The sequence below is a fragment of the Pseudoalteromonas sp. ABE4_541 genome (assembly GCF_056312285.1).
Genome location: NZ_JBSVEM010000001.1, coordinates 264,159 through 289,924 on the forward strand (window position 1 = coordinate 264,159; position 25,766 = coordinate 289,924).

General features: G+C 42.1%; 24 protein-coding genes and 1 tRNA gene. 16 read left to right on the forward strand and 9 right to left on the reverse strand.

The window, feature by feature from the left end:
• From ACW689_RS01295 to ACW689_RS01315, 5 genes are read left to right on the forward strand one after another with little or no spacing between them, the layout of a single operon-like run.
• Complete coding sequence (locus ACW689_RS01295; RefSeq protein WP_476287793.1) at nucleotides 1-1,965, forward strand: heme lyase CcmF/NrfE family subunit; 1,965 nt, start codon at nucleotides 1-3, stop codon at nucleotides 1,963-1,965.
• Nucleotides 1,962-2,534, forward strand: coding sequence for a redoxin family protein (locus ACW689_RS01300; RefSeq protein ID WP_476287795.1), 573 nt, complete (start codon nucleotides 1,962-1,964; stop codon nucleotides 2,532-2,534). The genes ACW689_RS01295 and ACW689_RS01300 overlap by 4 nt, the downstream gene beginning before the upstream one ends.
• Nucleotides 2,531-2,986: a cytochrome c-type biogenesis protein gene (locus ACW689_RS01305; RefSeq protein WP_476287797.1), complete on the forward strand. Its 456-nt coding sequence runs from the start codon at nucleotides 2,531-2,533 to the stop codon at nucleotides 2,984-2,986. Before ACW689_RS01300 ends, ACW689_RS01305 begins: the two co-directional genes overlap by 4 nt.
• A gap of 1 nt (nucleotide 2,987) precedes the next feature.
• Nucleotides 2,988-4,250 carry a c-type cytochrome biogenesis protein CcmI gene (gene ccmI / locus ACW689_RS01310; RefSeq protein ID WP_476287799.1) on the forward strand — a complete coding sequence of 421 codons (1,263 nt, stop codon included), beginning with the start codon at nucleotides 2,988-2,990 and terminating at the stop codon, nucleotides 4,248-4,250.
• Nucleotides 4,251-4,982, forward strand: coding sequence for an MlaA family lipoprotein (locus ACW689_RS01315; protein ID WP_476287801.1), 732 nt, complete (start codon nucleotides 4,251-4,253; stop codon nucleotides 4,980-4,982).
• A gap of 81 nt (nucleotides 4,983-5,063) precedes the next feature.
• On the opposite strand, the gene ACW689_RS01320 is transcribed toward ACW689_RS01315, so the two are convergent.
• Together ACW689_RS01320 and ACW689_RS01325 are read right to left on the reverse strand one after the other, a co-directional pair.
• Nucleotides 5,064-5,348: a hypothetical protein gene (locus tag ACW689_RS01320; protein WP_476287803.1), complete on the reverse strand. Its 285-nt coding sequence runs from the start codon at nucleotides 5,346-5,348 to the stop codon at nucleotides 5,064-5,066.
• A 274-nt stretch (nucleotides 5,349-5,622) separates the two neighbouring features.
• Nucleotides 5,623-7,194 (reverse strand): cation:proton antiporter domain-containing protein, encoded by a 1,572-nt coding sequence (locus ACW689_RS01325; protein ID WP_476287805.1) that lies wholly within the window; start codon nucleotides 7,192-7,194, stop codon nucleotides 5,623-5,625.
• Between the two features lie 200 nt (nucleotides 7,195-7,394).
• Here ACW689_RS01325 and ACW689_RS01330 point away from each other — a divergent pair, with 200 nt between their 5' ends.
• Both ACW689_RS01330 and ACW689_RS01335 read left to right on the forward strand, forming a co-directional pair.
• Nucleotides 7,395-8,138 (forward strand): sporulation protein, encoded by a 744-nt coding sequence (locus ACW689_RS01330; protein WP_476287807.1) that lies wholly within the window; start codon nucleotides 7,395-7,397, stop codon nucleotides 8,136-8,138.
• Between the two features lie 71 nt (nucleotides 8,139-8,209).
• Nucleotides 8,210-8,659 (forward strand): GNAT family N-acetyltransferase, encoded by a 450-nt coding sequence (locus ACW689_RS01335; protein WP_476287809.1) that lies wholly within the window; start codon nucleotides 8,210-8,212, stop codon nucleotides 8,657-8,659.
• A gap of 23 nt (nucleotides 8,660-8,682) precedes the next feature.
• On the opposite strand, the gene ACW689_RS01340 is transcribed toward ACW689_RS01335, so the two are convergent.
• The 5 genes from ACW689_RS01340 to ACW689_RS01360 form a co-directional block, all read right to left on the reverse strand.
• The gene (locus ACW689_RS01340; protein ID WP_476287811.1) at nucleotides 8,683-10,029 is read right to left on the reverse strand and encodes a sodium-dependent transporter; all 1,347 of its coding nucleotides are present in this window, start codon (nucleotides 10,027-10,029) and stop codon (nucleotides 8,683-8,685) included.
• A gap of 233 nt (nucleotides 10,030-10,262) precedes the next feature.
• Nucleotides 10,263-11,552 (reverse strand): ATP-binding protein, encoded by a 1,290-nt coding sequence (locus tag ACW689_RS01345; protein ID WP_476287813.1) that lies wholly within the window; start codon nucleotides 11,550-11,552, stop codon nucleotides 10,263-10,265.
• Between the two features lie 10 nt (nucleotides 11,553-11,562).
• Nucleotides 11,563-12,270 (reverse strand): response regulator, encoded by a 708-nt coding sequence (locus ACW689_RS01350; protein ID WP_476287815.1) that lies wholly within the window; start codon nucleotides 12,268-12,270, stop codon nucleotides 11,563-11,565.
• Between the two features lie 153 nt (nucleotides 12,271-12,423).
• The gene (locus ACW689_RS01355; protein WP_476287817.1) at nucleotides 12,424-13,266 is read right to left on the reverse strand and encodes a MipA/OmpV family protein; all 843 of its coding nucleotides are present in this window, start codon (nucleotides 13,264-13,266) and stop codon (nucleotides 12,424-12,426) included.
• A 72-nt stretch (nucleotides 13,267-13,338) separates the two neighbouring features.
• A complete protein-coding gene (locus tag ACW689_RS01360; RefSeq protein ID WP_476287819.1) occupies nucleotides 13,339-14,142 on the reverse strand; it encodes a hypothetical protein in 804 nt (267 codons plus the stop codon).
• A gap of 97 nt (nucleotides 14,143-14,239) precedes the next feature.
• Between ACW689_RS01360 and ACW689_RS01365 the strand changes: the two genes are divergently transcribed.
• Entirely contained in the window at nucleotides 14,240-15,394 is a 1,155-nt protein-coding gene (locus ACW689_RS01365) for a serine hydrolase domain-containing protein (RefSeq protein ID WP_476287821.1), read from the forward strand.
• A 5-nt stretch (nucleotides 15,395-15,399) separates the two neighbouring features.
• Here ACW689_RS01365 and yhbY read toward each other — a convergent pair whose 3' ends face one another.
• The gene (yhbY, locus tag ACW689_RS01370; RefSeq protein ID WP_476287823.1) at nucleotides 15,400-15,696 is read right to left on the reverse strand and encodes a ribosome assembly RNA-binding protein YhbY; all 297 of its coding nucleotides are present in this window, start codon (nucleotides 15,694-15,696) and stop codon (nucleotides 15,400-15,402) included.
• 83 nt (nucleotides 15,697-15,779) lie between these two features.
• Between yhbY and rlmE the strand changes: the two genes are divergently transcribed.
• The 8 genes from rlmE (at nucleotide 15,780) to ACW689_RS01410 (ending at nucleotide 23,639) form a co-directional block, all read left to right on the forward strand.
• On the forward strand, nucleotides 15,780-16,409 hold the full coding sequence (gene rlmE / locus ACW689_RS01375) for a 23S rRNA (uridine(2552)-2'-O)-methyltransferase RlmE (protein WP_476287824.1): 630 nt from the start codon (nucleotides 15,780-15,782) through the stop codon (nucleotides 16,407-16,409).
• Between the two features lie 68 nt (nucleotides 16,410-16,477).
• Entirely contained in the window at nucleotides 16,478-18,412 is a 1,935-nt protein-coding gene (gene ftsH / locus ACW689_RS01380; protein WP_476287825.1) for an ATP-dependent zinc metalloprotease FtsH, read from the forward strand.
• A 160-nt stretch (nucleotides 18,413-18,572) separates the two neighbouring features.
• On the forward strand, nucleotides 18,573-19,418 hold the full coding sequence (folP, locus tag ACW689_RS01385; protein ID WP_476287827.1) for a dihydropteroate synthase: 846 nt from the start codon (nucleotides 18,573-18,575) through the stop codon (nucleotides 19,416-19,418).
• A complete protein-coding gene (gene glmM / locus ACW689_RS01390; RefSeq protein ID WP_476287829.1) occupies nucleotides 19,415-20,755 on the forward strand; it encodes a phosphoglucosamine mutase in 1,341 nt (446 codons plus the stop codon). Before folP ends, glmM begins: the two co-directional genes overlap by 4 nt.
• 79 nt (nucleotides 20,756-20,834) lie before the next feature.
• Complete coding sequence (gene tpiA, locus ACW689_RS01395; protein WP_476287831.1) at nucleotides 20,835-21,584, forward strand: triose-phosphate isomerase; 750 nt, start codon at nucleotides 20,835-20,837, stop codon at nucleotides 21,582-21,584.
• The gene (secG, locus tag ACW689_RS01400) at nucleotides 21,585-21,932 is read left to right on the forward strand and encodes a preprotein translocase subunit SecG (protein WP_476287833.1); all 348 of its coding nucleotides are present in this window, start codon (nucleotides 21,585-21,587) and stop codon (nucleotides 21,930-21,932) included.
• A gap of 67 nt (nucleotides 21,933-21,999) precedes the next feature.
• Nucleotides 22,000-22,084, forward strand: a tRNA-Leu gene (locus ACW689_RS01405).
• Between the two features lie 52 nt (nucleotides 22,085-22,136).
• Nucleotides 22,137-23,639 (forward strand): tyrosine-type recombinase/integrase, encoded by a 1,503-nt coding sequence (locus tag ACW689_RS01410; protein ID WP_476287835.1) that lies wholly within the window; start codon nucleotides 22,137-22,139, stop codon nucleotides 23,637-23,639.
• Nucleotides 23,640-23,654: 15 nt separating this feature from the next.
• Here the strand turns inward: ACW689_RS01410 and ACW689_RS01415 are convergent, their stop codons facing one another.
• The gene (locus ACW689_RS01415) at nucleotides 23,655-25,373 is read right to left on the reverse strand and encodes a reverse transcriptase domain-containing protein (protein ID WP_476287837.1); all 1,719 of its coding nucleotides are present in this window, start codon (nucleotides 25,371-25,373) and stop codon (nucleotides 23,655-23,657) included.
• Nucleotides 25,374-25,766: the final 393 nt, after the last annotated feature.

Genomic DNA, 25,766 nt, shown 5'->3' on the forward strand with positions numbered 1-25,766 from the left:
ATGATCCCTGAAATAGGCTATTTTTCGCTTGTGCTCGCTATGGCACTGAGCTTGTTACTTTGCATTTTTCCTCTTTGGGGAGCGCATACTGGTAATTTAAGATTGATGCGCGCGGCACCGTCGTTGGCTGTTGGCCAGTGTGTGTTCGTGTTGTTTTCATTTGCGATATTAATCTACATCACCTTGACTGATGACTTTACCGTTGCCTATGTTGCTCATCACTCAAGCACGACGCTGCCGTGGTACTACAAAGTCACTTCGACTTGGGGTGGACATGAAGGTGCAATTTTACTGTGGCTGGTTATGCAGGCCTCTTGGACTGCGGTCGTTGCGCTGATGTCTAACTCATTACCTTGGGTATTACGTGCTCGGGTATTAGGGGTACTCGGATTCTTAGGTGTCGGCTTTATGCTATACACTCTATGGATGTCTAGCCCTTTTGAGCGTTTGCTACCTTACTATCCAATTGAAGGACGCGATCTAAACCCATTACTACAAGACCCTGGTATGATCATTCACCCGCCATTGCTTTACATGGGTTATGTAGGTTTATCGGTGTCTTTTTCATTCGCGATAGCGGCACTGTTAACCGGTAAGCTCGATAATACATGGGCTAAATGGTCTAGACCTTGGACTATGGTTGCGTGGGGGTTTTTAACGTTGGGGATCACCATCGGTAGTTGGTGGGCATATTCAGAGCTTGGCTGGGGCGGCTGGTGGTTCTGGGATCCAGTAGAAAATGCGTCACTTATGCCTTGGTTGGTTGCAACGGCACTGCTGCATTCATTATCGGTGACAGAGAAGCGCGGTGTTTTTAAATCTTGGACTGTATTACTGGCTATAACCGCCTTTAGTTTATGCTTACTGGGCACCTTTATTGTACGTTCTGGCATTATCGTATCTGTGCATGCATTTGCCACCGATCCTGATCGAGGTTTGTTTATATTATCTTTCCTTGCGCTAGTCGTTGGCGGTAGTTTGGCACTTTATGGTGTGCGAGTGTCACAGGTTAAAAGCGAAGGGCGATACCAGTTTATATCGCGTGAAGTGGCATTATGGCTGAATAATATTTTCCTCGTAGTCTCAACGTTGGTTGTTTTATTGGGCACATTGCTGCCTATGATCCATAAAGAATTAGGGCTAGGGTCCATTTCAATCGGTGTGCCTTTTTTCAATCAAATGTTTGCAATTTTAATTGTGCCTTTTGCTATTTTACTGGGGATTGCGCCTTTACTGCGTTGGAAGCAAAATAAGCTTTCACCGCTTGTTAAAAAGTGGCTCATTGTTTTAGTTGCTACGCTTGTGATCACTGCGGCATGGTTATTTGGCAGTTTTGAAGTCGTAACACCTCTAACGTTTATGGCTACTGCTCTGGCTGTGTGGATAGTGCTAGCAACGGGGCTTGATTTGGCACAAAAGGTGTCTGTGCAGTCTGACTTGCTGTCTGGTCTTAAGCGTCTTGGCATGAGCTATTGGGCCATGGTACTAGGTCATGTTGGTATGGCGTTTGTGATAGCTGGTGTAACTTTAACGTCTGCATATTCCGTTGAGCGCTCGGTACGCATGTTGCCGGGAGAAACAGCAACATTGAACGAGTACGTCTATCGTTTTGACGGGGTTAAAGAGATTATCGGGCCAAACTATACGGGGCATGCTGGTGTGGTTACGGTTCTGAAGAATGAAAAGCTTGTGACTGAGCTTTACGCAGAAAAGCGCCTATATAACATTGGGATGCAATTTATGACTGAAGCGGCCATTGACGATGGTTTTTTCCGAGACCTTTATTTGGCATTAGGGGAGCAACTAAGTGGTGGGGCATGGTCATTACGTATTTATCATAAGCCTTATGTACGTTGGATGTGGCTTGGTGGGATCTTAATAGCACTCGCAGGTTTTATAGTACTGGGCGATAAACGCTACAGAAAAAGTAAACTCCATGGACGTCAACAAGAGGTGGGCGCATGAATCGTAAGTTTTTAGGCTTAATTCCATTTCTAATTTTTATCTTGCTTTGCGTATTTTTGTATCAGGGCTTATTTGGCAACCCAAGGGAATTACAAACTGGTCGATTGGGGCAAACTATGCCTGCATTCGTCTTGCCTGACCTGATGGATGATACGAAGCAGTGGAAAAATGATGACTTGCTTGGGGAAGTTTATTTACTGAATGTGTGGGGGACTTGGTGTCCAACTTGTATTGCGGAGCTGAGCTACTTAACTGAGCTTCGAGAACAAGGTGTGAAAATTATCGGTCTATATTATGAACAAGCTTATGACCCTGATTTTGGCGATCAGTTTGACATCAATAAATTACGTGCCGAGGTGCAAGCGATGTTAGACAGAACGGGTAATCCATACCAATTCAATATTTTGGATTTGCAGCGAACACTCGCTTTGGACTTGGGCGTATCTGGTGCGCCAGAAACTTTCTTAGTTGACGCAAATGGAAAGATTTTGCTTCATCATACAGGTGATATAAACCAAAGGGTATGGCGTGCTAAGTTTGCGCCTAAGTTGCAGGAGCTGACACAATGAAACCATTCTTTTTAATGTTATTGCTTATGAGTGTGTCAGTATTCGCAACTGAAGATCAATATGAGTTTACAAGTGCTGAACGTGCTTCGACATTTAGAGAGCTAACACATGAGTTACGTTGTCCTAAGTGTCAAAATCAAAATATTGCAGATTCTGATGCAATCGTGGCCAAAGACTTGCGCGATAAAGTACTGGGTCTGGTTAACGAAGGAAAAAGTAAACAAGAAGTCATTGATTACATGATTGATAGGTATGGGTATTTTGTACACTATCAGCCGCCAGTTACACCCGCTACGATAGTGCTTTGGGTATTACCTGTTCTTATCGTTGTATTTGGTTTTGGCTTTATTGTATTTAGACAAAAAACAGCATCCCGCAAACAAGCTTGGAGCAGTGATGACGAACAACAACTTGCCAAGTTAATTCAGCAATACCAGCGTAAGGAGCAGTAATATGACTGGAATAGCGCAAATGTGGGGCATGTTCGCACTATTGACGATTTTAGCGTTGTTATTTGTGGTTGTGCCGTTTTTACGCCGTGAAAGAGTATTAACCGTTGATAATGAAGCGAATGCTGAGCGTATCGATATTTATTATCAAAGGTTAGACGAATTAAGAGCGGATCTGGATAACGAACGGATTGAAAAAGACAATTACGCCGAGTCAGTATTAGAACTTAAACGTCGTCTACTAAATGAACTTGCGCCCGAAAAGCAACTGAGCAGTCGTGGTAATAATCGTATCTTTGCTGTGACAGGGGTGTTGTTTACTTTGGCTGTAAGTGCTGTGTTTTACCAATTTACAGGTAGTCAGCAGCAGATCTCTAACTGGTATGATGCGATAGATAAGCTACCAGAATATGGTGAACGTGCGGTGTTACAAAAAGGAGATGTTTTAACCGCCAATGAACTTCAAGCTTTTGCACTAGGTTTACGTACTAAGTTGGCTAACGACGGTGATGATGCCGTAGCTTGGATGTTGCTTGGACGTGTTGCCATGTCCTTGAATGATTTTGAAATGGCCAAGCAGGCCTTTGAAAAAGCGCTCAAAATGGAGCCGGATAATCAAAACATTTTAGTTAATTATAGCCAAGTGCTACTTGTTGAAGGCTCCGAGCAAGCAATTAACCGCGCAGCGCGCTTACTAGCCAGCGTTTTGCAAAAAGATCCCACTAACATCGACGCAATTTCTTTGCTGGCACTCATCGCATATGAAAAGCAAGATTGGCATGAAGCAAAAGCTGCTTTTGAAGTGTTACTGGCAAGTATGGAGCATGATGACCCTCGCTACCCGATGATAGAGCAACGCATCGATGAGATTGCGCAAAAAATGACGCCAGCTCAAGGCGTTGGACAAGTGCGCCTCAGTGTTAATGTTAAGATTGATGAAAACTTAAAAGGCAATCTGCCAGAGCAAGGAATCTTATTTGTTTTTGCTAAAGCGGCAGAAGGCCCGGCTATGCCCCTTGCTGTGCGAAAACTTACAAATTTTAACTTGCCTTTAAAGTTAACCTTGGACGATAGTATGGCCATGATGCCAAGTCTGAAACTGTCTAATTTTGAGGATGTTATTGTGACTGCTCGTATTTCTTTAGACGAAAGTGTAATGCCGCAGTCAGGTGAGTTGGAAGGACAAACTGGAGTTATTTCGTTGAGCTCGGCTTCAGACAACATCTCAGTTACGATCAATCGCGTTTTATCAAGCACAGGAAAGTAAATGTATAAGCCATTGTTAGCTGTTTTGGCAGCTGTTTTAATTTCAGGGTGTAGCAGTGTTCCTAAAGAAAAGCAGGACGAGCGAGACCCCTTACAATCTTTAAACAGGCCTATCTACGATTTTAACATGGATGTGTTGGATGCCTATATTTTGCGTCCAGTTGCCCAAGGTTATGTCACGATTACACCGCAACCTGTCCGCACAGGGATTGTTAATTTTACGACCAACTTAACCACGCCAACCGATGCAATTAACTCGGGTTTACAGGGTAAACCTGGCGATATGGGTATTAACATAGCTCGTTTCCTAGTTAATTCAACGGTCGGTATTTTAGGTATTTTTGATGTTGCTTCGAGCCTTGGCCTTGAGCACAAAGATGAGGATTTTGGTCAAACATTGGGTGTGTGGGGGCTTGGTGATGGAGCTTATCTGATGCTGCCGGGGATGGGCCCATCGACGGTGAGAAACGTAACAGGAGATGTGGTTGATAACTTCGTATTGCCCGAAATTGCGCTAACAACGCCACAAACCATATTGGTGTTTGCTTTTAAGGCTGTGGAGGCCAGAGCGTCATTAATGGCACAAGAAAAGCTGCTAGAAGAGTCACTAGACCCATACATCTTTATGAAAGATGTCTATTTTCAGCGTCAGTTGTATGAGCTGCATGATGGCAATCCGCCTATCGAGGAAGAGCAGACTGATTTTGATGAAGACTTCTTAGAAAATTTATAAGGGAAGTTGATATAAGGAGATAGGCTGGCGACGGGCATTGCCAGCCTATAATGGGGAGAGTAGGCTCCCACAAATTCATTTCTAGTGCATTGCACTTCTTTGTTTACGATAAAAACCTAAACCATTCAACTTTTCAATAAGCGATGGGTCATCCAATCTAGATGGCGTGTCTTGATCGCGTAAAAAATGGTCGCTAGGCACGTTGTGTAAGTCCAACATTTTATGAAATAAAATATTGCGAATTGTCAACGCTGTCATTCCATTATCCTGAATTTCATCTAGTCGATTTTGCAGGTCTGAGAATGGCCCAGCTTTAACGTCATCAACGACAGCAGCAAAGTGATTCAGTTGTTTTGTTTTAAGCATAATGGCCCTCTTTTTTAAACGTCCAGTTGTCAAATAAATAAGCGTTGCTTTGCTTTTTTGTGTTAAAAATAGATACTTACGTCTGTAAGCTTGAAAACAGTGTACTCTGTTTTTAGGGCAGATTACTAACTTCGATGTAAAGCTTTGTAAATCGAATAATGCGGGTTTCTAAATGGTGAACAAGGTGTTTTTTGGACATCTAGAAGTAAGGTGTTGATGCGAAAATAAAAATAGTTCTCAGTACCTTTTATGGTACTGAGATAAGACAAATGTATTAAGAAAATAAATTTTGTTTTACGTGTTCAGCGAAACCACTACCAGCCTCTAAATAGAAGTTATAAGTTGAATTCACGCCGAGTTCTTCAAGTTCTTTTTGTTGATCAGGGTAATTTGCAATGGCAGTTACCTGCCCCTTAAATCCAGATGCTTGGAGTTGCTCAAGCGCGTATATGTTTTGCATATGCTTAGGCATGGCGAGCATGACCATATCAACTTGTGAATGATTCACTCGTTGCCAAAAGTCCGGGTCCGTTGCATCGGCAAGTAATACACGTCTTCCTCTTTGCACATGCTTTTCTACCACTTCTGGCTTTATGTCAATTCCGGCAATTGAACCGGGGTGGGTTGCTTCTATAGTCTCATATGCGCCGGTACCGATACGGCCCATGCCAAATATAACGATACGTGTATCCGTTAGGTTCACAGGCAACTCTTCTTCTAAGCGCTTACTACTTTCGAATTTCAAAAGGAAAGGCTCTAACTTGACGTAAAACCCATTAGCTTGCTTATTTAATGGTGAAGCAATGACGAAGGTGATAGAAACGGCAATAGCAACAACGGCGAGCCAATCAGGGGCAATGGCACCACTACTGGCTGCAACAGCGCATACGATAAGGCCAAACTCGCTGTAGTTCGCTAAAGTAAACGCGCTGAGTAATGAAGTACGGGCTCGTAGTCGCAATAAATTTGTCAATACGTAATAAAGTGTTACTTTGATAGGGAGCACGAGTGTGAGTAAGCAAGCAATCAGCAGCGCATCAAAGCTCATGTTGGCGTTCAATCCTATATTTAGGAAAAAGCCCACAAGTAACACATCCTTCAAGTTCATGAGAGACTTTGATAATTCGCCCGCTTTTTTATGTGGCGCGAAGAGCATACCGATAATAAGTGCGCCTAAATCACCTTTTAGGCCTGCAAACTCAAAGGCGTGATAACCAATCACCAAGGCAAAGAAAAAGCCAAACAAAGGAAGCAGTTCACCGTGTTTAGAGCGGTTGAGTACCCAAAGCATAACTGGCCTAAACACGGGCAAGCAGACCAATAATACGAGTGCCCAGACATTGGGAGTTTTACCTGTACTGATAGCTAAGAATACAACCGCAAAGATATCTTGCATGACCAAAATACCAATAGAGATCTTACCGTGGAGGCTGGCCATTTCTCCGCGTTCTTCTAAAACCTTGACTGCAAATACTGTACTGGAAAAGCTAAACGCAAAGCCCACGATAAGCGCCGTCGTTAAAGATAAGTCGGTAAATAAAGGCAAACTCATTGTGCCTAAAAACAACAAAAGTCCGGCAAAGAAAGCACTGCTAAGAACAATATGCAAAGTTGCAGGTGCCCACACTTGCGCTTTAACTAGGTTACCCACTTTCAGTTTTAGGCCGATGCTAAAAAGGAGCAGAGTCACACCTAAGTCAGCTAATTGGTTTAGTATTTCTGTGCTGCGATAGCCAAGCAGGTTTAGAATAAAGCCAGCCATCAAAAAACCTATCAAAGGCGGTAGTTTCAACTGATATACAGAAAAGCCACAAGCGAATGCAGCAGCAAAAAACAATAGTTCCATAGCAAATGCGGATTGATTAAACCTTCAGCCAGTGTATCAAAACTATATGATTTATAAATTGAAAAGTGATTAATAGCGTAGTTAAACATGCGTTCAATTAAAAAATTGGGCAATAATGCCGCTTTGCATAGAAATTTTCGCTGACAAGCCTTGCTAATTGTGGTTAAGATGCACTAACGGACATTCTCACAGGAGAGCTAATGTTTAAGAAGATCCTTGCATCTGTAGGTATAGGTGCGGCAAAAGTTGATACTATTTTAGAAACAGAACACTTGTATCCAGGGCAGAAGTTTCAGGCTCAAATCATTGTAGAAGGCGGAAACGTCGAACAAGAAATCAATGGGCTAGAATTGGCCCTGATGACTCGCGTAAAAGTTGAAAATGATGACGGTGAATATTTTGTCAATCATGTCATAGATAAGTGGCGTGTAGGTGAGCGCTTTATGCTTTCACCCAGCGAACGTAAAGTGCTCCCATTTGAAGCGCGTTTACATTCTGAAACACCGATCACGGAGATTAATGCAGGCTTTAATCACAGTTATGTGTGGATTGAAACGGGTTTGGATATTGATCTAGCTCTTGATCCAACTGATAGAGATACACTTCACATATATCCTAACGACGCGGTTAAAACGTGTATGATGGCTATGGAGAAGCTTGGCTTCAACCTAGTCAAGGCGGATGTTGAAAAGGGCTACCTGCGTGCAAGTAATTTCCAGTCGTCATCAGGTTGTTACCAAGAGCTTGAATATCGTCCACAAAACAGGTCAATGTTTGGACTACAAGAAATCGAGCTGTCGTTTATCCCTGAAGCCCACAAAACACATGTACTTATTGAGCTAGATAGGGCGTTTCGTGCAGATGGGTATGTTGATTTGACGATTGAACATGATCACGTCAATTTGTCTCAGGTGTGCGATCAGTTAGAAAGACTGTTTGCTTAACTTATTAGAGTGTAAATCAAATGAGCTCAGCAAAATATGCTGGGCTTTTGTCTTTTTGGGAGAGTTATAAAATGCAATGGCAATCGAAGTGCTTTGCTGAACTAGATACGCACGTCTTATTTGCATTGCTTAAAGCGCGTGTGGATGTATTTGTGGTTGAACAGCAATGCCCCTATCCAGAGCTTGATAGTGTAGACACCGAACCAAAGACAGTGCATGTGTTTTTGCAAAACAGTGAAGAAGTTTATGCTTATGCACGTGTTTATCACAAATCTGAGCACACATGCGCCATAGGAAGAGTACTGGTCGCACAAAGTGCCCGAGGTAAAGGCCTTGCAAAGCCACTTATGGATAAAGCACTGGAAGTATGCCAGGAGCGTTTTCATGGGATGGATGTAGTGATCTCGGCGCAAACCTATTTATTGCCATTCTATACAAGTATTGGGTTTGTTTCTGAAGGTGAAGTTTACCTAGAAGATGGTATTGCTCATCAGGATATGCGAATGAGTAAAGGCGCTTAGAGTTAAGCGCCTTTTTGTTTACTTTACAGCGAGTGTATAAACACTAATGCAATGGCTAACGGGCAAATAAACTTAATATACCAAGGCCAGATCTTCCAAAACAATCCACTTTGTGCATCTGGGCAGCCATTTTTAATTTCGTTGAGTAACCCATTACGCTGCCAGATCCAACCGACAAATATACAGCACAACATGCCAATAAGAGGCTGGCCAAATTGAGTTGTGAGGCTGACAACAAAGCCAAATAAACTAGAAAAATTAAAAATAATGGTGAAGCTTACGAAAGAAATAATCCCGCCGATGATCCAAGTCGCTTGCACGCGTGATAGGGCGAAACGCTCTACTGCATATGACACTGGTGCTTCTAACATTGAAATAGATGAGGTGAGTGCTGCGATACTCATCAGAGCGAAAAATGCAAAACCAACAAATAACCCAACAGTTCCCATACTATCAAATAGCGCAGGTAACACTTGAAAAACAAGGGTGTCTTCCGAAAGCAACTGGCCGCTTGCACTGAATATTTCTACGCCTTGCGCTTGAGCAACATACATGGCTGGAATGATGAGTAAACCTGCAACAAAAGCGATAAACACATCAATTAAAGTTACGTAAGCGCCCAATGAAACAAGATTTTCCTGCTTGCTAATGTATGAACCATAAATGATCATCACACTGGTACCTAGTGAAAGGGAGAAGAAAGCTTGACCAAGTGCGCTGACTAAGAGCTCTGGGTCTAAAATTGATGAGAAGTCTGGAACTAAATAGGCTTTTAGGCCTTCACTGGCTCCATCTTGCATTAGTACGTAAGCTATCAATAAAAATAGAATGCCTAATAACGCAGGCATGAGTCTTTTCGACCATTTCTCGATGCCGTTTTCAACCCCTTTGCTGATAATTGAAATCGTCAACATAACAAACAACGCGGTAAAGATAAGGTCACGAGCTAAAGACTGCTGATTTAGCCATTGTGATGTACTTGCTAAGTTCGTCAATTCAGCGATTGGCTCTAGGGTCGCGCTGAACATCCAGCCAGCAACGATGGCGTAAAAGCTCAAGATAAGTCCTGCGCAGATAATGCCCCCAAACCCTACAATAAACGCAAAGCGCTTATTTAGAGGGTTTGTTGATAGCTTTTGCAATGATGAAACGGCATTTGCTTGACCATGACGACCAATAATAAGCTCTGCCATGAGTGCAGGGTAAGCTAAACAAAATGCCAGCACCAGATAGGCGAGCACGAAAGCAGCTCCGCCATTACTAGCAGTTTGGGTTGGAAATCCCCAAATGTTACCTAAGCCAACAGCTGACCCAGCTGCTGCCATAATAAATCCAAAGCGAGAACTAAATTCTCCGCGCACGCTACTCATATTATTTATACTTCTCTTATTTTTTTAATGCGGCTGACAATCTACTGTAATTAGCTCGAAATAAAAAGAGTAAATTGAACTAGAAAAGCCATGATCTAGCACAACTTTTTTGCAATTTTATGCCTGTAATACCTGCACGCCACTGCGTATTTTTAATTCTTCTCTAGAACCCATTGTATTTCAGCTAATTACCATATCAGCAGTGTCTATGTGTGGTTATTACTTTACGCTGCTCAGCTATCTTTACAAGGTAAAGTAATGGTGAATTTCGCACCGCCTAAACGTTCAGATTGAGAGACATTGGCAATACCATGGTGCCAATCGACAACTTTTGCAACAATCGCCAGTCCTAATCCATAGCTTTTGCCTGCTCGGTTTCGGTGAGTTTGCTCTTGATAAAATGGGCTAAACACTTTGTGCCAGTTTTGTGGTGCAATCCCTGGGCCATCGTCTTCAATGTGGATATATATGTGTTTTACATCTCTTTCCACATGAACAAAAACCTGACTCTTCGCGAAGTCACTGGCGTTCGTCAACAGATTAGTAACGGCTCGAGCAAGCCAATGAAGGTCCGCATGTATCACCAAGTTTGTTTCAACGTCCAGTGAAAGCAGCAGTTGTGCATTTTTAAACTTCGGTGTGACTTGTTCTACAAGCGATTCAAAATAGGGCTCCGCCGATGCAGATTCAAATTTGAGTAAGTGTGCTTTTTGCTCAAGTGTGGCAAAAGACAGATAACTTGAGAGCATACCTTCCATTTGATCTAGGTCTTTTTCCATACGTTCCAAAATACCATAGACCTTATTGATGTCTTGTTCCTCGAGCGCTGCGTCCAATCCAAATCGCAAACAAGCAACCGGTGTCCTAATGTCATGAGATAAACTGGAAGCCATCAATTTGTTTTCAGCCAATAGCTTTTCAATTTGGCTGGCCATTCGATTGAAAGTTAACTCTACATCTTTAATGTAGGTAAACTGATTGGTTTCAATTCTGGTACTTAAGTCCCCGTTTGCAAATTGTTTGGCAGCGTCGGTCAGAATCGACAGACGTTTTGCCAGTGGCGCTAATATAAACCACATGAAGGTACATACACCTGCATAAAAAAGCAGGGTGAGAACAGCATCATTGTCTTGTAATTCAGGTGGCTTTTCTAGACGCAGTTCTAAATAGTCGGGTAGCAGTGCTTGATTGGTTTTCAATAAATAAAATCCGGCCTGATCTTCTAGGATCAAACCATTTTTGGTCAGCATTTGTGCTTTTAGCTCACTAGGAACGGCGAGTGTGTTCCCTGGTTTATAGCTAATAGCCAGTTCATAATCTAGGGCGATTGCACTAATAAATGGTGTTCTTGCATCTATTGGTTGTTTAGCTGCTTGTTTTGCTACACCGCTTGCTAGCGTACTTTGCCAACCAAAGTTGTCCTCAGTATCTAGAGTATGTTCACTAAAAATGTCAATCAGCCAACCAAGTACAACGATAGAGACTAATGCGCTCGTGAGTAAATAGATGTACAGCTTTCTCACAGGCCACCCATCACCAAGCGCTTGGCACCATTAAATAGCCTTTGCCCCAAATTGTTTTAATTTTTTCTGGGTGCTGAGGATCATCATTAAACTTTTTGCGTAAAGCAGATATCAGCACATCGACACTGCGATCTAAGCCGTCGTATTCACGGCCTTTTGTTGCCTTAAATACAGCATCACGCGAAACAACTTCACCAGCATTTGTTGCGAGGAAGTGTAATAACAGGTATTCAGCGCTTGAAATATTCACTTCTTCACCTTGGAGTAATACCTTACGTGCTTGCGTATCTATGCAAAGGTTCCCAACTTGAATTGACTTGTCATTGACGTCTTCGACTTGCTTAGTCTCTGCGGACGCGCGTAACATTGCCTTGATCCTCGCTAGTAGTGCACGTGGTCTAACGGGTTTGATAACGTAATCGCTTGCACCTACCTCAAGGCCTATGACTTCGTCCATTTCTTCGTCTCTTGCGGTAAGCATAATAATAGGTTGGTTGTAAAATTGGCGAAGCTCACGACAAACGCTTATTCCATCTTGTCCTGGTAGCATCACATCTAATAAAACGATATCTGGATTTAATGATTTAACCATAGCAACGACTTTATCACCACGTTCACATACGTGCGTGGTATAGCCTTGGTTGTCCAAGTAATCAGCTACCCATTTTGCGAGTGATTCATCGTCCTCAACGAGTAAGATAGTGCCGTAATTATCCATTCCTATAACCTCCAATACCTGCATAAATCTGGCGATTAGTTAAACTCTACAATCTGTTCCTGAGTTTGCCCCACTAACACACCACTGTCACGAATTATTCAACTTATAATGCTTTCATTCAAAATGATACAGATTGAATGAAAATGTGTACTATCAAAAAACATAGCGTACACCTAGCTTAGCTTTATGATGGTGGTTTTGTGCCACTATTGGGCTGTGATAAATGTCGCTAGAAAACTGGGTTGACATCCAGCCACACAAGAAAACCCAGTTTTCGTTGATTGGATATTCACCATGAAACTCTAAAACGACGCTGTAGGCACTGCCTGGTTGATAGACGGGTCGAGTTGCTGTCGCTTCATTGCTGTTGATGCCAAAATAGTAGTCAACAAAATCATCAGAATAGACATTAAGGCCAATGGCGGCTCTAAATTCCCAATTCTGCCACGGGATGATTTTGGAGTAATAGTAGTTTATGATCCAGCCGTTGTGAGTGCTGCTGACATCTTGTAAAAATTCTAAAGAGACTTGTTCATCGCCAAATCTTCGAGTCATACGAAGGCCTGAGTTAAGATCATAACCACGCTCGGCTATCCCCTTGAGTTCGGGGATTTGATCTGAGTGATATAGGTCAAACCCTTTGTCACCAAATCCTTGTTGTGCTTGAGTGATAACTATATCTAATCCCCAGTCGTACTTATCGATTAGGCTCATACCGACAATAAAACCACCGCTCAATTGACTTCGGTCAATGTCGATATAAGCGTTGCCATATGAGGCTCTAAAATTGATATTCAACCATTCAACCGCATTTTGGTATCTTTTAGTACCAATCAGAAATGGATCTTCCAAAATGAGGCCAGAGCCTAAGCTCCAGTCATAATTAAATTCTTCGCTAGGCTCTAGAGTGTTGTCCGCGTATAAGCGGTTGCTCGCAGATGCGTTATTGGCAGTGCAAAAGCAAATGACTAAAAATGACAAGACAACACGAAGCATAATGTTCACCAAGATTAAACCAAGTGAACATTATAGGGATTTTATCGTGTAGAACTGTAAGAAATTGTTTTTCTATAACACGTTGATTTTATCTATTAATGTTGTCGCAAGTTGCTGGTGCATCACACTGCTCAATGCACTCACTTCAGTTTCTGAACAAGCACCAGCTGTTTTCTTCGGTTCGCTTATTTCATCTTTAACCTGATAATTTGGCATTTGCACAGGAGTTTGAGTGCGAGCTACTCGGGCTTGCTCAGTGTTTTGCTCGACAACAAAAGCGATTACTTCGTGTTCGTTGGTAATTTTTTGCTCTTTGGTATAACTAAATTGTAGTGGTATCCCTTGAAAGCTTGCGCTGTCTGTTGAAGATTTGGCAAACCAAATCACATCTGAAGACGCGACATGCGTTAGTCTCATACTGACGCTCGCAATAATATTACTACATTGATAACTAGAAGCTTTTTGAGTCAACAACTGATAAAGCGGGTGCGTTGTTTTTGGCTTGTTGAGCACATAAGTTTTATTGGGACCAAAGGTGAGATCAAGCTCATGTATATTAAGAACATAATCAGCTTTTGTTTTAGTAACTATTTTTAAGCCTTGTTTCTTTAATGCGCTTTCAATGTAAGACTTAAGAGTATCAGTCATGGCGACTTTATCGGCAACAATACGCACCGTATTGTTCTTTTTAATAGGGTGAGCGGGCAGCTGAACAGACTTGATACGCGCAGAATCTAGCTCTGTGCTATAGCTAAGCTGGTAAACTTCCTTACTTAGTATTGGCTTGGGGGGCACATTGAGTTTTGGCGCCATTTTTGGTGTAAGTGAGCAACCAAAAGACAAAGCCACAATGGTGGAAATAAGCAAAAAACGCATCCAAGTACCTCAAATTGCAGTTAAAGTCTTAATTGGTGATACAAACAAAAGTTAACTTCATGATAAACTCTCTTTGACTCGAGTTTAATGGATGATTATGAAGTATCTAGTTCTTGTTGTATTTTGGCTGTTGACTGTTAAAGCAAATGCATCGGAAGAGGCAAAACAGCAGTGGCACCAATTTTTGAACAGCTATTCTAAGCAAGTCGAAGGCAAACTAAAAGAAAAATCAATTCCTGGGGCAGCATTAAGCATTGTTCATGGAGATTTTGGCGATCTAGTAAAAGGCTATGGGCAGACTAAAGTGCGCAAAGGGCGCGCGGTCAATGAGCACACAAGATTTCGTTTGGCATCAGTTTCAAAAACATTTGCAGGCTCTTTAACGGCAAAACTGGCAAGTGAAGAGCGCTTTTCTTTAGATGAGTCTGTAAGTCATTACTTGCCTTTTTTGCAAGGTACTGATTATCAGAGGTTAAAAATTTACCATTTGCTGAGTCACTCTAGTGGTTTGGTACCAAACGCGTATGACAACTTAATAGAATCACGAATGCCGTATGAGCAAATTGTTGAGCGTTTAGTTAAAGTTGAGAAAATTTGTGAGCCAGGGCGGTGTTATGGCTATCAAAATGCCATGTTTAGTTTGATCTCCGACGTGATTTATCAAGCAACGGGAATGACTTACGAGCGCTGGATCACAGAATCAATTTTCGTTCCGCTGCGAATGGAAGACGGCGGGGTTGGTATTGAAAGTATGACGAAAGATAATAATTACGCTCACCCCCACGTTTTGGGAAGAAAACGCTGGCATACCGCCAAATTAAAACCACATTACTATAAGGTTGCCCCAGCTGCGGGTATCAATGCGAGTGCTCAAGACATGGCACAGTGGTTAAAAGCGCAACTCGGCATGTACCCTGATATATTGTCATTGGATGCACTGACTTTACAAAGTCGACCTTACACTCATACAAAAAGAGAGCTGAGACGACGGATTTGGCGCAAACATGTTAATGAAGCACACTATGGGCTAGGGTGGCGCATTTACGACTACGATGGAGAGTTTTTAATGTACCACAGTGGTTGGGTACAGGGTTATCGGACAGATGTTGTGGTCATACCCGCATTGAATATTGGCTTTAGCTTATTGCTCAATGCCGAGAGCGGCTTGATAAATCAGCTAACAACGGATTTTATTTCACACGTAATTGAGATGTATAGAGATGCGTCATTGCAAGCAAACAATGACGCTTAACGAACTTATTGGCGAGGAAGCTGGATTTTCTTCTCTTCGCTTTGGCGGTATAAAACGATGGTATGGCCAATCGTTTGTACCTTATGAGCACCCGTTTCTCTGACGATGGCATCAAAAATTAATTGCTTGGTTTCACGATCATTGGTTGGTACCTTTACCTTGATAAGCTCGTGAATGTCTAGAGAATGAGCAATTTCAACTAAGACACCTTCAGTTAGACCATTTGCACCGAGTAAAACAACCGGTTTTAGTGGGTGTGCTAGTCCTTTTAGGTACTGCTTTTGTTTATTTGATAAAGTCATATTGTTACAATTTACACTATGTAGGCTTGAATTCTCATATTCTACCGCCATCTAAAGAATATTACTAATGAGTTGCAGTTAATATGGCAAATAAAAAGCATTCAGCGAGCTCAAAACGCTGGTTAAAGGAACATGTGGATGACCCTTATGTTCATGAGGCACAAAAACGCGGTTTTCGTTCACGCGCAATTTTTAAACTCGAAGAAATTCAGCAAAAAGATAAGCTCATTAAACCAGGCATGAGTGTGGTTGATTTGGGGGCCGCTCCAGGCAGTTGGTCGCAGTATTTAGCTGAACAAGTTGGTGAAAATGGACAAGTTATTGCGTGTGATATTCTGCCTATGGACTCGCTAGCTGGTGTTGATTTCTTACAAGGTGACTTTAGGGAAGAAGCGGTGTTAAATGCGTTACTCGAACGTATTGGTGGGAAAAACATTGATGTTGTTTTTTCTGATATGGCACCTAACATGAGTGGCAATATGTCAACGGACCAAGCAGGAAGTATGTATTTGGTAGAATTAGCACTGGATATGTGTCATCAAGTGCTTGGTAAGAACGGCGCGTTTGCGGTTAAAGTTTTCCAAGGCGAAGGTTTTGATCAGTTTGTGCAAGAAGTACGTAATTGTTTTAACGTTGTTAAAATTAGAAAGCCAAAAGCGTCGAGACCACGTTCTCGTGAGGTATATATAGTGGCGACGGGTTACAAACTGTAGTACAGTTGGAAAGCATTAAAGTTGAATTTAAATAATTTTGGATACAAGAGGTTAACTCCTTGAGCGATATGGCGAAGAATTTAATACTCTGGTTAGTTATAGCTGTCGTGCTAATGACTGTTTTTCAGAGCTTCAATAGTGGTGATCACATAGATCGCCAAACAAGTTACACGCAGTTTGTCAAAGAAGTGCGCAGTGGTGCCGTTAGGGATGTCAATATTGACCGCTCAACTGGGACTATCACTGGTATGAAAGGCAACGGTGAACGTTTCCAAACTATCATGCCAATGTATGATGAAGACCTAATCAATGATTTGTTGAAAAACGACGTAAACGTTAAAGGTGTTGCGCCAGAAGAACAATCATTTTTGGCGAACATTTTCATCTCTTGGTTCCCAATGTTATTGCTTATTGGTGTGTGGATCTTCTTTATGCGTCAGATGCAAGGCGGTGGCGGCAAAGGTGCCATGTCGTTTGGCAAGAGCAAAGCACGCCTAATGAGCGAAGATCAAGTGAAAACGACGTTCGCCGATGTAGCAGGCTGTGACGAAGCGAAAGAAGATGTTACTGAGCTCGTTGACTTTTTGCGTGATCCATCAAAATTCCAAAAGCTTGGGGGTAGCATTCCAAAAGGCGTGCTTATGGTTGGTCCTCCTGGTACGGGTAAAACATTACTTGCTAAAGCCGTTGCTGGTGAAGCAAAAGTTCCATTTTTTACCATTTCGGGTTCTGACTTTGTTGAAATGTTTGTCGGTGTGGGTGCATCTCGTGTGCGCGATATGTTCGAACAAGCTAAAAAAGCAGCACCTTGTATTATCTTTATTGATGAAATTGATGCCGTAGGTCGTAAGCGTGGCGCTGGTATGGGTGGTGGTCACGATGAGCGTGAGCAAACACTTAACCAAATGCTTGTAGAAATGGATGGTTTTGAAGGCAATGAAGGTATTATCGTGATTGCTGCGACTAACCGTCCAGACGTACTTGACCCAGCGCTTCTACGCCCTGGTCGTTTTGACCGTCAGGTTGTAGTTGGTCTTCCGGACATTCGTGGTCGTGAACAAATTCTTAATGTACACATGCGCAAAGTGCCGTTAGATGACAATGTTGAAGCGTCAGTTATTGCACGTGGTACGCCTGGTTTTTCTGGTGCTGACTTAGCAAACTTAGTCAATGAAGCTGCTTTATTTGCTGCTCGTGGTAATAAGCGTAAAGTAAGCATGGCAGAGTTTGATGCTGCAAAGGATAAAATCATGATGGGCGCTGAGCGTAAGTCTATGGTTATGAGCGAGCACGAGAAAGAGATGACAGCTTATCATGAAGCAGGTCATGCTATTGTCGGCCGCTTAGTACCTGAACATGACCCTGTATATAAAGTGTCCATCATTCCTCGTGGTAGAGCGCTAGGTGTGACTATGTATTTACCAGAGCAAGATCGCGTAAGTCACTCCAAGGAACATTTAGAGTCAATGCTTTCGAGCCTATATGGTGGCCGTATTGCTGAAGCATTGATATATGGTGAAGATAAAGTTACAACCGGTGCAAGTAACGATATTGAGCGTGCGACTGATATTGCCAAGAAAATGGTTATGCAGTGGGGCTTAAGTAGTAAGCTCGGTCCACAGATGTACCTCGAAGAGCAAGGCGAGATGTACATGGGTGGTGGTTCTCATCGTACGACTGGTATGTCAGACGAAACTGCAAAGCTGATCGACTCAGAAATTAAAGATTTCATTGCGCGAAATTATCAGCGCGCAGAGCAAATTTTAAAAGATAATATGGATATTCTGCACAGCATGAAAGACGCACTGATGAAGTATGAGACCATCGATGCAGGTCAAATTGATGACCTAATGGAGCGTACTGAAGTTCGTCCACCACGTGATGCACATGACAGAAAACCGGACAATAAAGAGCCAAAGCAGGAAAAAGTCGCTGAAAAAAGCGAAGATAAAGCACCAGAGAAGCCACAAGGCCCATCTGAGCTTGATGATAGACCTGAATAACGGTTAAAATAGTCTATAATTTCAAAGCCCCGCTGAGACGGGGCTTTTTCATACCTTTAGAATAATTATATTTTGGCGTGCATCCCTTTGTTACGCTTGGTTGGTTACTGAAGCACTAGTCTGAGGTGGCGAGCATTACTCTAAACTGAGTAAGGTAATAATGACGACAATTTGTTTACCCCGAGGTAGGAAGTTAAACCTCACAAAAACTCAAGTGATGGGCATAGTGAATGTCACTCCTGATTCATTCTCAGATGGTGGTTCGTTTTATGAATTGGACAACGCTGTCAATCAAGCTCTATCTCTTCTTGAGCAAGGCGCGACGATTTTAGACATCGGTGGGGAGTCCACTCGCCCAGGCGCGCCGGATGTGACTTGCGAAGAAGAACTCAATAGAGTGATTCCGGTTATAGAAGCAATTCGCGCAAAATCGGACTGTATTATCTCTATCGATACGAGTAAAGCGGTGGTGATGGAACAGGCGATTGTTGCTGGCGCAGACATCATCAATGATGTTCGTGCTTTGCAAGAGCCTGGAGCATTAGAAGTGGTTGCAAAATACCCTGAAGTTGCTGTTTGTTTGATGCATATGCAGGGGCAGCCAAGAACAATGCAAAACGATCCAAGTTATGCGGATGTTATTGATGATATTAAGGCATTTTTCAGCGAACGTTTGTTAGCATGCCAAACGCATAACATCGCAAACGAGCGTATCATTCTTGACCCCGGATTCGGATTTGGCAAAACGTTAGTGCACAATTTTGAGTTACTGGGGAAATTTGAGGCATTCAAATCCATCGGTTTACCGCTTTTGGCAGGGCTTTCAAGAAAATCGATGTTTGGGCACTTATTAAATAGACAAACTGACGAACGACTTGCCGCAAGCCTTGCCGGTGCCTTGCTGTGTGCACAGCAAGGGGCAAATATTATACGCGTGCATGACGTTCAACAAACTGCTGATGTGCTAGATGTATGGTACGCGGCAACACATGGAGTAACCATATGACAACGAGAAAATATTTCGGGACTGACGGAGTGAGAGGGTTAGTTGGACAATATCCTATTACCCCTGAGTTTGCACTGAAATTAGGCTGGGCGGCTGGTAAAGTTTTATCTAAAACTGGTACCAAAAAAGTAATTATCGGTAAAGATACACGCATATCAGGTTACCTTTTGGAAACTTCTTTAGAAGCGGGGCTGATTGCTGCAGGTATAGATGTTGTGCTGCTTGGTCCAATGCCAACCCCTGCGGTGGCTTATCTTACACAAACTTTTAGAGCTGAAGCAGGTATCGTGATCAGTGCCTCTCATAACCCGTATCATGATAATGGTATAAAGTTCTTCAGCGGTAACGGCTTGAAGTTAGCAGATAGCGTAGAACTTGAAATTGAAGCTATGATGGATGAAGAAATGACATGTGTTAGCTCTGAAAAGTTGGGCAAGGCACGTCGTTTAGAAAATGCTGACGGTCGATATATTGAATTTTGTAAAAGCCAATTCCCTAAAGAGTTGTCTCTTGAGGGGGTCAAAATAGTTTTAGATTGCGCCAATGGAGCGACTTACCATATTGCGCCAGCTGTGATGCGTGAGCTAGGTGCTACGGTGATTTGCCATGCGTGTGAACCAAATGGTGTCAATATCAACCATGAGTGTGGTGCAACGCACGTAGATTCACTAAAACGCCAAGTTCTTGAACATCAGGCGGATGTTGGTATTGCCTATGATGGCGATGGTGATCGTGTGATGATGGTTGATCATAAAGGGCATGTATTTGATGGCGATGACATTGTTTACATCATTGCATGTCTTGCACAAGCTAAAGGGACCTTAAACGGCGGTATAGTCGGTACTGTTATGTCCAACATGGGGCTTGAGAATGCGCTAAAAGCAAAAGGCATTGAGTTTGCGCGAAGTAAAGTAGGCGATCGCTATGTTATGGAGTTACTAACAGAAAATGGCTGGACTATAGGTGGTGAGAGCTCAGGGCATGTGTTAAACCTTGACTTGATTTGTACTGGTGATGGCATTGTGTCAAGTTTACAAGTGCTTGCTGCTATGGTGTCACAAAACAAGACATTGCAAGATTTAGGCAGTGGATTTACCAAATATCCAATGAAAATGATCAATGTGCGATATAGCACTGACGATGATCCGACAGAACAGGAAATAGTGAAGCAGGTTGTTGTCGATGTAGAGCAGCAACTTGCAGGTAAAGGAAGAGTGCTATTGAGAAAATCAGGCACGGAACCGGTGATCAGAGTAATGGTTGAAGCAGAACAAGAGAAACAAGTCATCGATTTTGCCACTAAAATCGCTGAAGTTGTTGAATCTGTGAGCAATTAATCTGTTTTTTAATTTTATTTCTTGTAAATCAGGGTGAGGCAAGTTAGTATCTCACCCGCTTTCTGATGCGGAGTATCGTATGGCGCAGCGTAAGCCAATTGTTGCAGGTAACTGGAAAATGAACGGTTCATTGAAACTGGTTGAGAAAATCTGTGACGAAGTCAAAAAGCATAGTTATGCACAACTAGATGTGATTGTTTTTCCTCCTGCCATGTTACTTAAAGAAGTAGCTAAAACAGGGGTCAATTCTGGAGTGCAAACAGTTTCAGAGCATGAGTCTGGCGCTTATACAGGCGAAATTCAGGCAAAGTTAGCATCTGAGCTAGGTGCAAAGTATAGCCTAGTAGGGCACTCTGAAAGACGAAACCTGTTTGGTGAAACAAACGAACAGGTTGCAAACAAATTTGCAATGGCACAGCAGCAGGGCTTAACACCTGTACTGTGTGTAGGCGAGACAGAAGCCGAACGTGAAGCTGAGCAAACTGAGCAAGTAGTCGCAGAGCAAATAAATGCGGTGATTGGTAAATTAGGTCTAGCAGCTTTAAATAATTCTGTGATAGCATACGAACCCGTTTGGGCAATCGGGACTGGTAAAACAGCAACGCCAGAGCAAGCTCAAACAGTACACAAGTTTATACGCGATATGCTTAGTCAGTATGATGAGCAGGTCGCGAGCACATTGCGCATCTTATATGGTGGCAGTGTGAATGAAAAAAATAGTGAATTATTATTTGCACAAGAAGACATCGATGGCGGTCTAATCGGCGGCGCGAGTCTAGATAAAGATGCTTTTATTAGTATCTGCAATAGTGCACAAGGGAACGTTTAAATGTACGAAATATTATTAGTTATTTACTTAATTGTTGCATTAGCACTGATTGGAATGGTGTTAGTTCAGCAAGGTAAAGGTGCTGATATGGGCTCATCGTTTGGTGCAGGTGCATCAGCAACGGTATTCGGCTCATCAGGCGCTGGCAACTTTATGACAAAAACCACAACTATCTTAGCAACTGTGTTTTTTGTTTTGAGCATCGTTTTAGGTAATTTAACAACTGGTCAGATTAAAAAAACTGACGAGTGGGAAAACCTAGAAGCGCCAGCGGCAACGGTAGCACCAGCTGCAACAGACGTTCCAGCTTCATCTGACGAAACAAATTCTTCAGACGTACCAAACTAATTTAAGATTAGTAGCCTTAAGTTACTCGGTAACTTGATTCCTCAATCAGGTAAAATGCCGGAAAAATGCGGATGTGGTGGAATTGGTAGACACGCCATCTTGAGGGGGTGGTGGCTTCGGCCGTGGGGGTTCAAGTCCCCCCATCCGCACCAACCTATTTTAACTGAAATTCTTATGTAGAATAAGCAGTTACGAGAAATCCCGATGAGTTGCAAAATTCATCGGGATTTTTTTGTACCTATCGAAAAACACAAAATGGTAGACAAATTTGGTAGAGAGCACATACTAGTATATATGCAAGGATGGTGGAGACTACCAATTATGCCAAAGATACACTTATCAACTACAGCAATATCAAAATTACGTATTCCAAATAACAAGCGAAACCTGACGGTTACCTTTGGCGGTTATCCGGGTTTACAACTTTACTTGAAGTGGACCTCTAGCAAAATAAACCCAAGCCAACTGGATGACGTTGATAGGCTATCAAATACAGTTTTCAATTGGCGGTTTCGTTATCAGAAACCAAACTCAGATCAGCGAACAGTTATATCCTTGGGTAATTACCCTGATGTGGACATTGGCGACATTCAAATTGAACACAACAGAATAACGGCGCAGCTACTTAAGGGAATAGACCCTCAAGTAGATAAACTTCAGGAAAAGATCAGGAAAATAAACGCACAGTCGCTTATTGAGGGTTTTACAAAGACTTCATCGGTTAATCAGGTATTTGCTCAATTCAAAGAAGATTGGGCAATGACGGGCGGTACAAAGCGCGCATTGAGAAACTATGAGTTAAGCTACAACCAGTATATTCTGCCCAACTGGAATGGTCGTGATATGCGATCAATTGCGCCAAGGGAATGGGACGAGTTTATATTAGACCTTGCAAACATACAGGGAAAACCGGGAGCTGCTGAAGCTGTTCATAAAGTAATGCGAAGGTTGTTCAGTTATGCAGTAGAAAAGGACATAGTTTCTTCTAACCCGCTATTTGGTCGTAAGGCTATTTTAGCAAGCATCCAAGGCTCGCCCGATGAATCCTATTTAGAAAGTGCTGACCTTCACAAGCTCTTAAATGAATTAGACAAGCAAGACTGTGACGATTGGTTAAAAGTACTTATAACGTTGATGCTTCGTGTCGGGGTAAGGTCTGAAGAGTGGAGCAGGGTTAAAATCGGCTGGGTTAACTTTCAAAAAATGCGTATTGAGCACCCACCTGAATCTATAAAAAACCGCAAAAAGGCTTGGACTCACTTACCTGAAAATGTCGTTTCATTGCTTCTTGATTACCTTGGAACTCTGAAAAGTCACTACGGTACGCTAGATAAAGATATGTATTTGTTTCACGAAATTGGTAAACCACATACCCAGGTAGAACGTGATCATTTTTCTAAGAATGTTCAAGTGCTTCAATCGTGGCTTAAATTCACACCGAAGATTTTTAGAAAGACTATTTCTACACACCTGCAAGAACGCGGGTGCCCAAGTGAGATACTGAGGGCAATACGTAATCAGACTTTAACTAAAGGAGTTGGTAAAAACTACGAATTCGGTGATCTGTTTCATCTCAAAAAAGAATGGATCGAGCGTTGGCAAGATATTCTAGATGAAGTTAAAAAAGACCCTAATGCGCTTGTGAGTGAAAAAGAGTCACAATTAAACGATGAGCTTGCGTTAAAGCTTAATGATATTTTTGGGTAAAAATTGAAGGAATGCTTACTGTAAGTAGTCACTATGCAATTTTTCAAAAATTTCTAGTAAAGGTTCAAATCCAATAAAAGAAACTTGATTGAAAGGCTCTACTTGAGATTCTATCAATTCGGCAAATTTTGATTTTGCCAATGCCACGTTGACTTTTATCTCTGTGTTTAGAACATTTTCGTCTACAATCAACGTTTTTTTGGTTGGATTTAACTTCACAAGTTTTTCTTCGTGTTTGTGAAATCCATATTTCGGATCGAACTCATCGGCTAGATAAAGCCTTAGTCCATCATGTGTGTATCGTTTTAAATCTGAGTCTTTATACAAATGCTCAATACATATTTTTTCGTCGGTTCTAAAGTCAGGGTTAGGGATAACAACTGAAAACACGTTATTACCGTGGTCTTTATATGGTAAAGCAGAGCCCTTCATACTCCTTACTATTTTAGGGTCATCGGCATCGAACAAACATATTGTTAAATAAGGTTGGTTTGTTTGGCTTAAGATGGTGCAGGTTTCTTTTAACTTTGAATCACCTTGTGCATTCTCTTCATTTATAAGCTTAATTTTTAGTGATGAGAATTTTCCAACGCTATGGAAGTGTGATAGAGCAGCTCTCAAGTGGACAGCGTCGGTTTTTCCTTCAACATATACATGAATTTCACTAGCGATGTTAGCCGCTATAGCTTTTGGATCAACTTTAAAGTTACTATCGATTCTGGCCAGCCACTTTGCGTATTTTAGATACAGCTCATCGTTTACCCCGCGTACCGCAGCAATATGATTTAACTTACCTCTAACTACCCAAGAAAACTTTGGGGTATCGTTGTTCTTTGTTCGATTATGGTTCTTATAGTGCTTTAGCCAATGGGCTTCAGCTCCTTTTAACCCATGCTTTTCCCATGAATAGAGCATTGCCCTTAATGTTCTGACGTACTCTCTAGGTACATTTAAACCTTCGTTTACTACTATCCCCGTTACCAATTGTCTTTGGGACTTATTTTTTAGCGAGGTCTTGTCTTTATTAATCAAGAAGCCTTCTTGTAAAAAGACTTGTTCCAGTTCAGCACCAACTTTGGATGCGTTTTCATCAGTGTTGTATAGCAATTCAGAAGGGAAGTGTGTTCTATTAGTTGAAAAAAACACATCATCTGCATATCGGGAGTAATAACATTTGTACTTTCGAGCAAGGTCACTTAACTTTTTGTCTAATCGCCTGGTTATTATGTTCGACAGCATTGGAGAGCAAGGCGAACCAAGTGGTAACGAGCCATTAGTTGTAACTATTAACGCTATGGTTGCGGAGACTTTAAGTGGTAAATAAAATGGGGCAGAACAGAGGAGTCCGACAATTCTGTTTGTGCTGATTGAACCGAAGTAATCGGATATATCTACTTTTCCTAGCCATTTTTGATTAACGTGTGTTCTAGCATTTGTTACTATACTTTTCTTTTTTATGTAACCATGTACAGCTTTTCGAGGTAAGTAGTACTCTTCAAGTAGAACACTTAATTTGGCTTGAATATTTTTTAATTTTGGTTTTGGTGCGACGATTAGCCTTTCACTACCATTTCTTTTTGAAATTGTGAAAGATTTATATTTTTGCTCTTTTGTGGCTCTGAAAGCAAAAAAAGTTAAGAGTTTCATGCTACAGCCTAAAGCAGCAGCTAAATCCTCGATTGTCCTTACTCGGGAAAGTGCCTTTGAAGCCTCTTCGTGAGTCCAACTCGTCAAATTCATCATACCATAGAGAAAATTATACTAAGTGTGCTCGAAGAGCCAAAGCTCTAAGTACACAAACCACGGCGAATACACCGCAGAAGGGCAACTCACGAAGAGGTTGGTAATTATGTTACATATGTTTTGATTGTGTTTCAATGTGCTTGATTGTGTTTCTTGTGTTAATTTGGTGTTTTTTGGCGGGCCCCGCAACTAGCGCGGGGTATTCAGGAAGTTGTTTAGGCCTCTGTCAACGGCTTCGGTTACTGTAATTCTGATCAGTTGAACAAGCTGGGGCGGCAGGTTTTGTAAATCCCACTCAGCTGGGTTTTTTCGACCTATATACTCATCTATGTCACATCGTCGCCACTTGCGAACCGATCTTCCATTGCTAGGGATAGGCCTGGG